This window comes from Tabrizicola sp. (assembly GCF_031377265.1).
Lineage (GTDB): Bacteria > Pseudomonadota > Alphaproteobacteria > Rhodobacterales > Rhodobacteraceae > JAUYQR01.
On record NZ_JANMET010000084.1, the window covers coordinates 1 to 13,649 of the forward strand.

Sequence of the window (13,649 nt, forward strand, 5' to 3'; positions counted from 1 at the left end):
TGGTTGGTGATGCCAATCGCGGCGATGTCGCGGGCGTCGATGCCGGCTTTCTCGATCGCGGCGCGGGCGGTGCCGGCGACGGTGGCCCAGAGATCCGAGGGATCATGTTCGACCCAGCCGGGGTGCGGGTAGATCTGAGGAAACTCTTCCTGAGCCGAGGAAACGACCCGTAGCCCCGCGTCGAACAGAATGGAACGCGACGAGGTGGTGCCCTGGTCGATGGCAAGGATATGGGTCATTGGTCGGGGTCCTCAGGGTCCGGGGCGGCGACGATGTCCACGCGTGGACAGAAGTCTGACCCTAGTCTTTTCAATGGCTTGGCGGCGCCGATTCAGGAAGCGTTAAGAATTGCGCCGATTTCATCTGTCTTCAAATATCCCCGCCGGAGGCTCCCTCGGCCAGCAGGGGAAGCCTCCGGCGGGGATATTTGGCGACAGGTGAATGGGGGGCGGGGCGCTTTGTGCCCCGCCCGCCTTCAGATCAGTTCTGCCAGGACTTGATCAGCTCGTCATAGGCGATCGTCTCGCCCATCGGCTTTTCGTTCTCCAGCTTGGCCACCGGCGCGCCGGGGGCATCAAGCCAGACCTGCGGGTCCTGCTCTTCGTTCATCTTCGGACCAAGATCGCCCTGAACGCCGGACTTCTCCAGACGGATCAGCACTTTCTCCTGCTCCTCGCAGAGGGCATCAAGCGCCTCTTGCGGGGTCTTGGCGCCCGACATCGCGTCGCCGATATTCTGCCACCACAGTTGTGCCAGTTTCGGATAGTCCGGGATGTTGGTGCCGGTCGGCGACCACTGAACCCGGGCGGGCGAGCGATAGAACTCGATCAGGCCACCCAGTTTCGGCGCGCGTTCGGTGAAGGACGCGTGCTGGATCGTGCTTTCGCGGATGAAGGTCAGGCCCACATGGGATTTCTTCACGTCCACGGTTTTCGAGGTGACGAACTGGGCGTAGAGCCAGGCCGCCTGTGCGCGGTCCACCGGGGTGGACTTCATCAGGGTCCAGGAACCGGCGTCTTGGTAGCCGATCTTCTGGCCTTCTTGCCAGTAGGCGCCGTGCGGCGAGGGGGCCATGCGCCACTTGGGCGTGCCGTCCGCGTTCATCACGGGGGTACCTTCGACGACCGAGGCCGCAGTGAAGGCAGTGTACCAGAACATCTGCTGGGCAATTGCGCCCTGGGCAGGAACCGGGCCCGCTTCGCCGAAGGTCATGCCTGCGGCTTCGGGGGGCGAGTACTTCTGCAGCCACTCGATCGCCTTGGTCACGGCATAGACCGCCGCCGCGTCGTTGGTCGAGCCGCCGCGTGCGACGCAAGAGCCAACCGGCTGCGACGCCTCGTTCACGCGAACGCCCCATTCGTCGACCGGCAGGCCGTTCGGTTCACCCACGTCGCCCATGCCAGCCATGGACATCCACGCGTCGGTGTAGCGCCAGCCAAGCGAGGGGTCCTTCTTGCCGTAGTCCATGTTGCCATAGACGCCGGTTGCCGGGCCGCCCGCATAGGCCATGTCGCGGCCGGTGAAGAACTCGGCGATGTCTTCGTAGGCCGACCAGTTGACCGGAACGCCAAGGTCATAGCCATACTTGGCCTTGAAATCGTCCTTGGTCTTCTGGTCGTTGAACCAGTCGTAGCGGAACCAGTAGAGGTTGGCGAACTGCTGGTCGGGCAGCTGGTACAGTTTGCCGTCAGGGCCGGTGGTGAACTTCGCGCCGATGAAATCGGCGAGGTCGAGGTTCGGGTTGGTGACTGCTGCGCCTTCGCCTGCCATCCAGTCGGTCAGGTTGCGGGCCAGCTGATAGCGCCAGTGGGTGCCGATCAGGTCACTGTCGTTGATATAGGCGTCATAGATGTTTTCGCCGGTCTGCATTTGCGTTTGCAGCTTTTCGACCACATCGCCTTCGCCGATCAGGTCATGCGTGACCTTGATGCCGGTGATGGCTTCGAACGCCGGAGCCAGCACCTTGGCTTCGTATTCATGGGTGCCGATGGTTTCCGACACAACCTTGATTTCCATGCCGGCATAAGGCTTTGCCGCATCGATGAACCACTGCAGTTCGGCCTCTTGGCCGGCGCGGTCCAGCGTCGACAGATCACCGATTTCGGTATCGAGGAAGGCTTTCGCCGCCTCGATATCTGCCCAGGCGGGCAGGCCGTAAGCCATCAGCGCAAGCGCCATGGCGGTTGTAGTCTGGCGTAGTCTCATGTGATTCCTCCCAGAATGTTGAGACGTTTTCAGTCGTCTGTTTGCCTTCGGGCGGGGCTTTCACGCCGCCCGGAAGCTGTTTTTCCCGATCAGACCCAGCGGAACACCACCACGACATAGACCAGGCAAAGGATCAGCGCGCCCCAGAGAGGCGGGCCGAAGAAGAAGAGCCAGCCCAGGTTGATGAAGGCTGAGCCCAAGAGCGAAATGAACAACCGGTCGCCGCGCGTCGTCTCGATCCGCAGGATGCCGACGCGGGGGGTTTCCGGCCAGCGGATTGCCAGCAGGGTGAAGGTGATCAGCAAGCTGGCGATGATAAAGAAGAACAGCGCGACCGGGAAGGTCCAGGCCATCCAGCCGCCCGGGATCAGTTGCCCGGTCCATTCCTTGACGCCGTCTTCGGACGGAACCGCCCAGATCAGCGCGGCAAGGATCGCGGCCATCACGGCCACAATGATAAGGTAGGTTTGGGTCCAGCGAGAGGCGGTCATCACACCCTTCCCAGGGCAAAGCCCTTGGCGATGTAGTTGCGGACAAAGTAGATCACGAGCGCGCCGGGCACGATGGTCAGCACCCCGGCGGCGGCCAGAACGCCCCAGTCCATGCCCGAGGCGCTGACCGTGCGGGTCATCGTCGCGGCGATGGATTTGGCGTTGACGGTGGCCAGGGTGCGCGAAAGCAGCAGTTCCACCCACGAGAACATGAAGCAGAAGAAGGCGGCGACACCGATGCCGCTTGCGATCAGCGGCATGAAGATCTTGATGAAGAAGCGGCCGAAGGAATAGCCGTCGATATAGGCGGTTTCGTCGATTTCCTTGGGCACGCCGCGCATGAAGCCTTCGAGGATCCAGACCGCCAGAGGCACGTTGAACAGGCAATGCGCAAGGGCAATGGCGATATGCGTGTCGAACAGGCCGACCGAGGAGTAAAGCTGGAAGAACGGCAGCGCGAACACCGCGGGCGGGGCCATCCGGTTGGTCAAGAGCCAGAAGAACAGGTGCTTGTCGCCCATGAAGTTGTAGCGGCTGAAGGCGTAGGCCGCCGGCAGCGCCACGGTCAGCGAGATGACGACGTTCATCGTGACGTAGATCATCGAGTTGACATACCCCATGTACCATGAGGGGTCGGTCAGAATGACGCCGTAGTTGCGGAAGGTCAGGTCACGCGGAAACAGGCTGAAGGTGGAGGTGATCTCGGCATTGGTCTTGAGGCTCATCGTGATCAGCCAGTAGATCGGGATCAACAGGAACAGCAGGTAGATCGTCATCACGACGGCGGATGTGCGGATACGCATCACTGGGCCTCCTGCCGGTCAAGGTTGGTCATCACGGTGAAGAACACCCATGAAATCAACAGGATCACCAGAAAGTACATCAGCGAGAAGGCGGCAGCCGGCCCAAGGTCGAACTGGCCGGTGGCCATTTTCGCCAAGTCGATGGACAGGAAGGTGGTCGAATTGCCGGGGCCCCCGCCGGTCAGCACGAAGGGTTCGGTGTAGATCATGAAACTGTCCATGAAGCGCAGAAGGATGGCGATCAGCAGGACGCCCTTCATCTTTGGCAGTTCGATGTAACGGAAGACCGACCACCGCGTCGCCTGATCGATCTTTGCGGCCTGATAATAGGCCTGCGGGATGGATTGCAGGCCGGCATAGGCCAGAAGCGCCACCAGCGAGGTCCAGTGCCAGACATCCATCACGATGACGGTAACCCAGGCGTCGATCGGATCGTTGGTGTAGTTGTAGTCGACGCCCATGGCGGCCAGCGTATGGCCCAGAAGGCCGATATCCACCCGCCCGAAGATCTGCCAGATGGTGCCGACCACGTTGAAAGGGATCAGCAAGGGCAGCGCCATCAGGATCAGCACGAGGCTGGCCCAGAAGCCTTTTTTCGGCATGTTCAACGCGATGAAGATGCCCAGCGGCACCTCGATCGCAAGGATAATTGCGGAAAACAGGATCTGCCGCCCCAGCGCCTCATGCAGACGGTCAGAGGTGACCATTTCCTCGAACCAGTCGAGATCGGCCCAGAAAAATTCGTTCTGCCCGAAGGTGTCGTTGAAGGCGTAGTTGACCACCGTCATCAAGGGTAGCACGGCGGAAAACGCCACCAGCACCAGCACTGGCAGGACAAGGAACCAGGCCTTGTTGTTTTGCGTTTTGTCCATCAGATGCCTCCCCCGGCAACGCGCCAGTCGTCGGCGTAGACGTTGATCTTGCCCGGAACGAAGGTCACCCGGGCGTCGGCGGGCAACACCATCCCTTCCGACAGGATCGCGTTCAAGGGCTGGCCCTGCAATTCGGCGCGGACGATGCGGTGGCGGCCCACGTCTTCGACGCGTTTCACGGTGACCGGAAAACCCTCGTCGCCAAGCAGCACATATTCCGGGCGGATGCCGATCTGGCTGCGGCCTTTGATCGGAGCGTAGGTTGCCCCCAACGGCACCGTCACGCCCTGCAATTGCGCGGTATCGCCGGTCACCGCTGCGTCGAACAGGTTCATCCCCGGCGAGCCGATGAAATAGCCGACAAAGGTATGCGCCGGGGTCTCGAACAGATCCTCGGGCGTGCCCATCTGCACCACGCGGCCGTCATACATGACGACCACCTTGTCGGCAAAGGTCAGCGCCTCGGTCTGGTCATGCGTGACATAGATCATCGTATGGCCGAACTCGCGGTGCAGCTGTTTCAGCTGGGTGCGCAGTTCCCACTTCATATGCGGGTCGATCACGGTCAACGGTTCGTCGAACAGGATCGCGTTCACGTCCTCGCGCACCATGCCGCGACCAAGGCTGATCTTCTGCTTGGCATCCGCCGTCAGCCCCTGGGCCTTGCGCGACAGGATGTCTTCCATGCCGATCATCTTGGCGATCTGGTTCACCCGGCCCGCGATATAGGCGGGGTCCATGCCGCGATTGCGCAGCGGGAACGACAGGTTATCGCGCACTGACATGGTGTCGTAGACGACCGGAAACTGAAACACCTGCGCGATGTTGCGTTCGGTGGTTGCGGCATCGGTGACGTCGGTGTTGCCAAACAACACCCGGCCCTGGCTGGGCCGCACCAGCCCGGAAATGATGTTCAACAGCGTGGTCTTGCCACAGCCGGAGGAGCCGAGCAGCGCATAGGCGCCGCCGTCCTGCCAGACGTGATCCATTTCCTTCAGCGCATAATCCGCCTCGGATTTAGGATGGGCCGCGTAGCTGTGGGCGAGCTTTGAAAGGGTGATCTGGGACATTCAGGCCGCCATCGCATAAGCGGCGGGGGCAGCAAGCCGCCCGTCCGCGTCAAAGAGGTACACATGCGCCGGATCAAGCCAGATCGACATGGCCGCCCCCGGTTCAAGTTGATGCACACCGTGCACCAGACCCACCCATTTGTCGGCCCCATGCATCAGGTGCACAAAGGTTTCCGACCCGGTGATTTCGGTCACGCCAAGGGTGCAGCGAAACTCGACCGCATCGCCGGAATGGCGGCTCAGCGCGATATGGTTGGCGCGGAAACCGGCAAGGTAGTTGCCGTCGGGAATGGCGGCCAGCGGGCCTTCCGCCGGGGCCTTGGCCTCGCCCGCAAAGGTCAGCCGCGTGCCGGATTTGACGCACGGCACAAAGTTCATCGGCGGGTCTGAAAACACCCGCGCCGTGATCGCATCGGCGGGCAGGCGGTAGACCGAAGGCGTCGGGCCGAACTGCGTGACCCGGCCTTCCCACAAGGCGGCGGTGTTGCCGCCCAAGAGCAAGGCTTCCTCGGGTTCGGTCGTGGCATAAACGAAGATTGCGCCCGATGCCTCGAAGATCCGGGGAATTTCGATGCGCAACTCCTCGCGCAGCTTGTAATCAAGGTTGGCCAGCGGCTCGTCCAGCAGCACCAGCCCCGCGCCCTTGACCAAAGCCCGCGCCAGTGCACAGCGCTGCTGCTGGCCGCCCGACAGTTCCAATGGCTTGCGGGACAGCATCGGCGTCATCTTCAGCATCTCGGCGGTTTCGCGCACGGCACGGTCCACCTCGGCCGCCGATTTGCCCATCAGGCGCATCGGGCTGGCGATGTTGTCATAGACGGTCATCGCCGGGTAATTGATAAACTGCTGGTAGACCATCGCAACCTTGCGGTCCTGCACGCGCTGGCCGGTCACATCCTGCCCTTGCCACAGGATGCGGCCTGCAGTGGGTTTGTCCAACCCCGCCATCAGCCGCATCAGGCTGGTCTTGCCCGACAATGTGGGGCCCAGCAGCACATTCATCGTGCCGTTTTCCAGCGTCAGCGACGTGGGGTGGATATGCACCCTGCCCGCCACCGACCGTGAGACCCCTTGCAGTTCCAGCGTCATCCCCGCCCCCTATTCCGCCGCCGGGCTGAACGCCCGTGACGCAGCGCCGACCATGAACTGGTCCAGCGCCGTGATCTGATCTGCCGTCATCCGCAACCCGAGCTTGGAACGCCGCCACACCACATCGGCGGCGGTAACCGCAAATTCCTTGGTCATCAGCCAGCGCACTTCGGCTTCGCTCAACGTGGCGCCAAAATCCTGCCCGAGGGCGGTGGCGGTGCCCGCATCACCGAGAATCTTGAACGCATCGGTGCCATAGGCACGGATCATCCGGGCCGCCCAATAGGGTGTTAGGTAGGGGTATTGCCGCGCCAGCCGCGCCGTCAGATCTGCCACACCATCATGCGGGAAATCGCCACCGGGCAAAGGCACGCGGGCGGTCCAGGCGGGCTTGGCCGCCGGAAAACGGGGCGCAAGTTTCGCCAATGCCGATTCCGCCAGACGCCGGTAGGTGGTGATCTTGCCGCCAAACACGTTCAGCAACGGCGGGCCGTTCTCATCAAGGCTGAGCACATAGTCGCGCGTCGCCGCGGTGGCCGATTTGGCACCGTCATTGTACAGGGGCCGCACGCCCGCATAGGTCCAGACCACATCGTCGCGGGTGACCGGCTTGGCAAAATATTGGCTTGCGAAAGCCAGCAGATAGTCGCGCTCCTCATCCGTGCAGACGGCATCTTTGGGGGCCGAGGTATGGTCTTTGTCGGTGGTGCCGATCAGGGTAAAGTCCTGCTCGTAGGGGATCGCAAAGATGATGCGGCCGTCGGTGCCTTGAAAGAAATAGCAGCGGTCATGATCGAACAGGCGCTTGGTCACGATATGGCTGCCACGCACCAGACGCACCCCTTCGGAGGAGTTGATGCGGGCGACGTTGCGGATGATGTCTTCGACCCACGGGCCACCGGCATTGACCACGGCGCGGGCGGCATGCACCTCATGGCCATGCGGGCCGTCGGTGGTGATCTGCCACAGATCGCCCTGCCGTTCGGCGGTGACGACGCGAGTCCGGGTCATCACCTTTGCACCGCGCAGAACCGCATCACGGGCGTTCAGCGCCACAAGGCGCGAATCTTCGACCCAGCAATCCGAATATTCGAAAGCGCGGGTAAACTCAGGCTTCAGCGCCCGCCCCGCCGGATCGCGCGTCAGATCAACCGACCGGGCGGCTGGCAGGATCTTGCGGCCACCCATCGTGTCATACATCAGCAGACCCAACCGGATCAGCCACGCCGGCCGCCGACCCCTTGCCCAAGGCATGATCCAGCGCAGCAGACGCGAAGTCGGCGTATCGGATTCAAAGCGCATGTTCGGCGACAGCGGCAGCACAAAGCGCATCGGCCAGCTGATATGCGGCATCGCGACGAGCAGGGTTTCCCGCTCCTCCAGCGCTTCGCGCACCAGACGGAATTCGAAATATTCCAGATAGCGCAACCCGCCGTGGAACAGCTTGGTCGACGCTGACGAGGTGCCCTGCGCCAGATCACCCTGTTCGGCCAATGTCACCGACAGACCACGACCCGAGGCGTCGCGGGCGATGCCGCAGCCGTTGATGCCGCCACCAATGATGAACAGATCGGCGATCGCCGTCTGGCCCGTTTGCTGTGTCAATTGGGTTCCTCCCCGCACCTAGTTAGTGCCGATTGTCACATTTGCGTCAACGATTTTCTTTCGTTTTGGCGCGAAATTCTGAAAAACGAACATGGACGGTCAACGAGGCGCCAACGCGAGCCCTGAAAAATGCTGCGCCTGCAGCTACTTTCTGCAAGCGCAAAAGTCCGCGCATTTTCGCGCCGAACAAAGGCGCTGACAGATGCCGCGGGGCGTGGCACAACGGGTAGCACGGCAATACGCGCGGAAAGGAACAGGATTTGGCACTCAGCTTTCGTCAGACGGAAATCCTGGAACTTGCCCGCGCCGAAGGTCGGGTGATCGTGGAAGATCTGGCCCAGCGCTTTGACGTGACGTTGCAGACCATTCGCCGCGACCTGAGCGACCTTGCCGATGCGGGGCATCTGGACCGCGTGCATGGCGGCGCGGTGGTCCGCACTGGCGTGGCCAACATCGGCTACGAAGCCCGTCGTCGGATGAACGAAACCGCAAAGACCGCAATAGCGCGCGCTTGTGCAGCGGCAATTCCCGACAATTGCAGCCTGATTCTGAACCTTGGCACCACGACCGAAGCCGTCGCGCGCGAGTTGCTGACGCACAGCAACATCACCGTGATCACCAACAACATGAATGTGGCCAATATTCTGGTGGCCAATCCGGGCTGCGAAATCGTCGTGGCGGGGGGCACCTTGCGGCGCACCGATGGCGGCCTGGTCGGTGAACTCACGACCCAATTCTTCGAGCAGTTCAAGGTTGACTATGCGGTGATCGGGGTATCCGCGCTGGACCGCGACGGCGATCTTCTGGACTTCGATCTGGCTGAAGTGCGGGTGTCCAAGGCCATCGTGCAGCAGTCTCGCAAGGTCTATCTGGTGTGCGATCACTCCAAGCTCGACCGATCAGCGCCGGCCCGGCTCGCTTCGCTTTCCGAAATCGACACGCTGTTCATCGACCGCGCCCTTCCCGCCGAACTGGCGCGAAAATGCGAAGCCTGGGGCACAACGGTGCAGGTGCCGCACCTGCCCTGATCAGACCGACCTGCGACCGAAAGCCCCCCCTTCTGGCCAAAAAGCCGCTGCCTTCGATTTGGGAAAAAATCCCGGAAGTTGCATAGGGTGCGCAAGGTTCGCGGTATGGCTGCACCGGCACGGCTGCTGCGATTACGCAGAGCGGGGGCGCGTTTTCAACCTGTCACCAGAATCACTCGCCTTAAGATTGTGGCGAACTTAAGGCAGACAATTCAACCCTCGGATGCGAAAATGTAGAGGCTTCGGCACAGTAAGCCCCGTATGTTGATCGAAAGTGCAAATCTGGTCCAATGTGAGTGAGGCAGCTGCCAATAATTTGACACAGTTGAACATTGAAGCCCAATACTCGCATCAGGCTAGCGGGACTTTGGGAAGTGGTGCTTGTTGGGGCTTTGGTGCAGGGGGTTGCGCCTTGTTTGCTTATCCGCAAATGGAACAAATTCCCGTTTTCGGGAGGACTAGACATGTTTGACATTACGCCTCAAGACCCGTCCCTTTTGGAAGATGGTGTTCGCTTCAAGACGATCCTGGTGGCCGGTGGTGCGGGGATGGTCGGGGCCAATCTGATCCAGACGCTTCTGGCGCAAGGGCATCGGGTGATCTGTCTGGACAACCTGCAGACCGGCACCATGGCAAACATCAACCTGTTCAAGTCCGATCCACGGTATCGCTTTGTTCGCCACGACGTGGTGCGTCCGATAAAGATCAGCGAACCGATCGACGAGATCTATGATCTGGCCTGCGCCGCGTCGCCGCCAAGCTATCAGAAAGACCCGATCCACACCTTCCGCACCTGCATTGACGGGGCGATGAACCTGCTGACGCTGGCCAAGGCCAAGGGCGCGCGGGTTCTGCTGTCATCCACATCCGAAGTGTACGGCGACCCTGACGTCAGCCTGCAAAGCGAAGATTGCCGCGGCCGGGTCAACACCTGCGGCCCGCGGGCCTGCTATGACGATGGCAAACGCGCCGCTGAAACCCTGTTCTGGGAATTCGGCGCGCATCAAGGCGTGGAAACCCGCATTGCACGGATCTTTAACTCCTATGGTCCAAGAATGCACCCCGATGACGGGCGCGTGGTGTCGAATTTCATCATGCAGGCGCTGCGCGGCGAGGATTTGACGATCTGTGGCGATGGCACGCAGACGCGGTCGTTCTGCTATGTCGATGATCTGGTGGATGGGCTGATCCGGCTGATGGCATCGACCCAGAAGATGCCGGTGAACCTTGGTAATCCGGGCGAGTTCACGATGCTGGAACTGGCCAACGAGGTGATCCGCAAGACCGGCGCCAGATCGCGGCTGGTGTTCTGGCCGTTGCCGCAGGACGATCCGCGCCATCGCCGCCCCGACATCACCCGCGCGGCCGAGGTTCTGGGCTGGGCACCGAAAGTGCCGCTGGATCAGGGGCTGGATCAGACGATTGCCTGGTTCGCGGCCGGGATGCAGGCCGAAAAGCCTCGCACGCAAAGAAAGGGCATCTTGGTACCTTCATGACAGTCCAATCGGTTCTGGTGACGGGTGGGGCGGGCTTTATCGGATCGCACACCTGCAAGCTGCTGCAACGGGCCGGCTATCGTCCTGTAACCTATGACAATCTTTCGACCGGTCATGCCGATGCGGTGCGCTTTGGTCCGTTTGTGCGGGGCGATCTGCGCGATGTTGCAACCCTGACAGCGGCGCTGCGCGAGCACCGGGTCGGGGCGATCCTGCATTTCGCCGCCTCGGCCTATGTCGGCGAAAGCGTGCTGCAGCCGGCGGGATGTTACTCCAACAACGTCGGTGGGATGATGGCCTTGCTGGAGGCTGCGAAGGCCGCGCGGGTCGCCAGGATTGTGCTGTCGTCAAGTTGTGCGACCTATGGCATTCCGGCCAGCCTGCCGATCCGCGAGGATAGCCCGCAGCATCCGATCAACCCCTACGGCCGCACCAAGCTGATCTGCGAACAGATGCTGGCGGATTACGCGCCCGCCGACGGTTTTCGCTATGCCGCACTGCGCTACTTCAACGGCGCCGGGGCTGATCCGGAGGGCGAACTGGCCGAGCGCCATATGCCCGAGACGCATCTGATCCCGCTGGCGCTGATGGCGGCGGCGGGGATGCGCCCGGCCCTGTCGGTGTTCGGCACCGACTATGCAACGCCTGACGGCACCTGCATCCGCGATTACATCCATGTGCAGGATCTGGCGCGCGCGCATGTGATGGCGCTGCGCTATTTGCTGGACGGTGGGACCAGCCACGCCGTCAACCTTGGCACCGCTCAGGGGCTGTCGATCCGCCAGATTATCGCCGCGATCGAACGGATGACCGGCCGGCCGCTGCCGGTGAGCTATGAGGCCCGCCGCGCCGGTGACCCGCCGGTGCTGACCGCGGATCCGACGTTGGCCAAGGTGCTGTTCGGGTTCAGGACCGAATACTCCGATATCGATCAGATCCTGCAGCACGCCGCCCCGCAATTCGGACTGGGGGTCGCCAGTGCCGCGTGAGCCGCTGCCCTTTTTGCAGCCACTGTTCGCCGGACCACGGCGGATCTGGTATGGCGGGCTGGTAGTGCTATGGCTTGCCGTGACGCTGTGGTTCTGGATCTGGTGGCTGCGCCCGGAGCATATCGAAAATCCTGTCGGCTTTTGGTTGGTGACGGCGCTGATCGGCTGGATCACCTTTCTGCAGGGGTTCTTTGCGTTTTTCTTTTTGCGCGCGGTGCGCCCGTCCGGCCCGGACCCAAAGCCGGGACAGTACCGGGTGGCAATGATCGTGACCAAAACCCCGTCAGAGCCGTTTCACATTGTGCGCCGCACGCTGGAGGCGATGCTGGCGCAAGACTATCCGCATGAAACCTGGCTGGCCGACGAAGACCCGAGCCGCGAGACCCGGCTGTGGTGCATCGACAACGGCGTGTACATTTCCTGCCGCAAAGGTGTGGCAGACTATCATCAGGCGCAATGGCCGCGCCGGACACGCTGCAAGGAAGGCAATCTGGCCTACTTTTACGACCATTGGGGCTATGATGAGTACGATATCGTGGCCCAGCTTGATGCCGACCACGTCCCGCAACCCGGCTATCTGCGTGAAATGTTGCGGCCTTTCGTCGATCCGGCGGTCGGCTATGTGAGCGCGCCGTCGATCTGCGCATCGAACGCCCAGCGTAACTGGTCGGCGCGCACGCGGCTGCATACCGAAGGCGCGTTTCACGGCATTTTGCAGGCCGGCTATTCCAACGGCTTTGCGCCCATGTGCAAGGGATCGCATTACGCAGTGCGCACGGCGGCGCTAAAGTCCGTGGGCGGGCTTGGCCCGGAGCTTGCGGAGGACCATTCCACCACGATGATCCTGAATGCGGGCGGCTGGCGCGGCGTCCACGCGCTGAACGCCATCGCCATCGGCGAAGGCCCGGTGTCGGTGGCCGATCTGGTGACCCAGGCATTCCAATGGTCGCGCAGCCTGTTCAGCCTGCTGTTGCAGCACACGCCGCGCTACCTGCCCAACCTTACCCCACGGTTGCGCGCGCAGTTCCTGTTCTGCCAGATGTTGTACCCGCTGTTCGCGGTTACCTTTCTTGCGGTGTATCTGCTGCCGATCTTTGCCGTGGTATTCGACTATCGCTATGCGTTGGTCACCTACCCCGACTATCTGGCGCACGCGCTGCCGCCCGCGTTGGTGATGCTGATCATCGCCGCCTCGCTGAAGTTCGACCGGTTCTTCCTGCCGACGGATGCCCGCGTCCTCAGCCTGGAACGCGTGCTGTTCGTGATGCTGCAATGGCCTTGGGTGTTATGGGGCTGTGTGATGGCGCTGCGCGACCGGCTTTCGGGAAGGTTCGTCGATGTCCGCATCACCCCGAAGGGCGAGGGCGCGGTGGGCCGTCTGCCGGGCAAGGTGCTGGCGGTCTATGCAGCCCTTGCGATTGGCTGCATCCTGCCGGTGCTGATATTCGACCGGGTGCCGCAGGCGCAGGGCTTTTACCTGCTGACGCTGATGTCCGGGGCGCTGTACACGCTGACCCTTGCGATGATCGTGATCCGGCATTTCGGCGAAAGCGGCTGGCGCCTTGCCAGGTTCTGGCGCGACGCAGTGGGGCAAGGTGCGCTGGTGTGCGCGGTGCTGGGCCTGCTTGGCTATGCGCTGACATTGCGCGCGCCGCAAAGCCTCTATGCCCTGTCGATCGGGCCGGAGCCGTTGCAGCTGGTTCAGGTGGAGTATCGCGTGGCCGGCGCAGGCGGCGGGATAGCCGGGACTGTAGACTACAGATTTGGAATTTCCCGGAACTGAAGCGTTTTAGGCCAAGCGGAATGTTGGATGGAGAAGGCAAGATTAATGTCATGAAAACAACAGGTGTTCGGTCAAAAGCTGTTTGGGCCGCCACGCTGTCGCTTGTTGTGCTTGTTCCAGCGTTTCAGGGTGCGGTCGTGGCCCCGCCCGGCCCCTTGCCGTTTGGCGCCTATGATCCGGGCGGCGATTTCACCACCGACACCGACCTGCAGCTGGAA

12 protein-coding genes are annotated in these 13,649 nt (G+C 62.0%); 4 read left to right on the top strand and 8 right to left on the bottom strand.

The genetic code is table 11. The features are described 5' to 3' along the window. The 8 genes from RMO18_RS04985 to glpD all read right to left on the bottom strand — a co-directional run. Window positions 1–239, bottom strand: a 239-nt coding sequence (locus RMO18_RS04985) for an FGGY family carbohydrate kinase (RefSeq protein ID WP_309664302.1), incomplete at its 3' end; no start/stop codon positions are given. 241 nt (window positions 240–480) lie between these two features. After that, complete coding sequence (locus tag RMO18_RS04990) at window positions 481–2,205, bottom strand: ABC transporter substrate-binding protein (RefSeq protein ID WP_309664303.1); 1,725 nt, start codon at window positions 2,203–2,205, stop codon at window positions 481–483. 89 nt (window positions 2,206–2,294) lie between these two features. Further along, complete coding sequence (locus RMO18_RS04995) at window positions 2,295–2,696, bottom strand: DUF2160 domain-containing protein (RefSeq protein WP_309664304.1); 402 nt, start codon at window positions 2,694–2,696, stop codon at window positions 2,295–2,297. Further along, complete coding sequence (locus RMO18_RS05000) at window positions 2,696–3,499, bottom strand: carbohydrate ABC transporter permease (protein ID WP_309664306.1); 804 nt, start codon at window positions 3,497–3,499, stop codon at window positions 2,696–2,698. Before RMO18_RS05000 ends, RMO18_RS04995 begins: the two co-directional genes overlap by 1 nt. Then, on the bottom strand, window positions 3,499–4,371 hold the full coding sequence (locus tag RMO18_RS05005; RefSeq protein ID WP_309664307.1) for a sugar ABC transporter permease: 873 nt from the start codon (window positions 4,369–4,371) through the stop codon (window positions 3,499–3,501). Before RMO18_RS05005 ends, RMO18_RS05000 begins: the two co-directional genes overlap by 1 nt. After that, window positions 4,371–5,441, bottom strand: a complete 1,071-nt coding sequence (locus RMO18_RS05010; protein ID WP_309664309.1) for an ABC transporter ATP-binding protein — start codon at window positions 5,439–5,441, stop codon at window positions 4,371–4,373. Before RMO18_RS05010 ends, RMO18_RS05005 begins: the two co-directional genes overlap by 1 nt. Further along, window positions 5,442–6,530: an ABC transporter ATP-binding protein gene (locus tag RMO18_RS05015; RefSeq protein ID WP_309664310.1), complete on the bottom strand. Its 1,089-nt coding sequence runs from the start codon at window positions 6,528–6,530 to the stop codon at window positions 5,442–5,444. Window positions 6,531–6,539: 9 nt separating this feature from the next. Beyond that, a complete protein-coding gene (gene glpD / locus RMO18_RS05020; protein ID WP_309664311.1) occupies window positions 6,540–8,135 on the bottom strand; it encodes a glycerol-3-phosphate dehydrogenase in 1,596 nt (531 codons plus the stop codon). Between the two features lie 260 nt (window positions 8,136–8,395). Here glpD and RMO18_RS05025 point away from each other — a divergent pair, with 260 nt between their 5' ends. The 4 genes from RMO18_RS05025 to RMO18_RS05040 all read left to right on the top strand — a co-directional run bounded on the left by RMO18_RS05025 (window position 8,396) and on the right by RMO18_RS05040 (window position 13,431). After that, a complete protein-coding gene (locus tag RMO18_RS05025; RefSeq protein WP_309664313.1) occupies window positions 8,396–9,163 on the top strand; it encodes a DeoR/GlpR family DNA-binding transcription regulator in 768 nt (255 codons plus the stop codon). A 464-nt stretch (window positions 9,164–9,627) separates the two neighbouring features. Then, on the top strand, window positions 9,628–10,659 hold the full coding sequence (locus RMO18_RS05030) for an SDR family oxidoreductase (RefSeq protein ID WP_309664316.1): 1,032 nt from the start codon (window positions 9,628–9,630) through the stop codon (window positions 10,657–10,659). Continuing rightward, on the top strand, window positions 10,656–11,648 hold the full coding sequence (galE, locus tag RMO18_RS05035) for a UDP-glucose 4-epimerase GalE (protein ID WP_309664317.1): 993 nt from the start codon (window positions 10,656–10,658) through the stop codon (window positions 11,646–11,648). Before RMO18_RS05030 ends, galE begins: the two co-directional genes overlap by 4 nt. Then, window positions 11,638–13,431, top strand: a complete 1,794-nt coding sequence (locus RMO18_RS05040) for a glycosyltransferase family 2 protein (protein ID WP_309664319.1) — start codon at window positions 11,638–11,640, stop codon at window positions 13,429–13,431. Before galE ends, RMO18_RS05040 begins: the two co-directional genes overlap by 11 nt. The last annotated feature ends 218 nt before the right edge of the window (window positions 13,432–13,649 follow it).

Bases quoted from the DNA above. Each gene is read 5' to 3' on its own strand.
- RMO18_RS05010 (WP_309664309.1), bottom strand. From the start codon at position 5,441: ATGTCCCAGATCACCCTTTCAAAGCTCGCCCACAGCTACGCGGCCCAT.
- RMO18_RS05005 (WP_309664307.1), bottom strand. From the start codon at position 4,371: ATGGACAAAACGCAAAACAACAAGGCCTGGTTCCTTGTCCTGCCAGTG.
- RMO18_RS04990 (WP_309664303.1), bottom strand. From the start codon at position 2,205: ATGAGACTACGCCAGACTACAACCGCCATGGCGCTTGCGCTGATGGCT.
- galE (WP_309664317.1), top strand. From the start codon at position 10,656: ATGACAGTCCAATCGGTTCTGGTGACGGGTGGGGCGGGCTTTATCGGA.
- RMO18_RS05000 (WP_309664306.1), bottom strand. From the start codon at position 3,499: ATGCGTATCCGCACATCCGCCGTCGTGATGACGATCTACCTGCTGTTC.
- RMO18_RS05015 (WP_309664310.1), bottom strand. From the start codon at position 6,530: ATGACGCTGGAACTGCAAGGGGTCTCACGGTCGGTGGCGGGCAGGGTG.
- RMO18_RS04995 (WP_309664304.1), bottom strand. From the start codon at position 2,696: ATGACCGCCTCTCGCTGGACCCAAACCTACCTTATCATTGTGGCCGTG.
- RMO18_RS05030 (WP_309664316.1), top strand. From the start codon at position 9,628: ATGTTTGACATTACGCCTCAAGACCCGTCCCTTTTGGAAGATGGTGTT.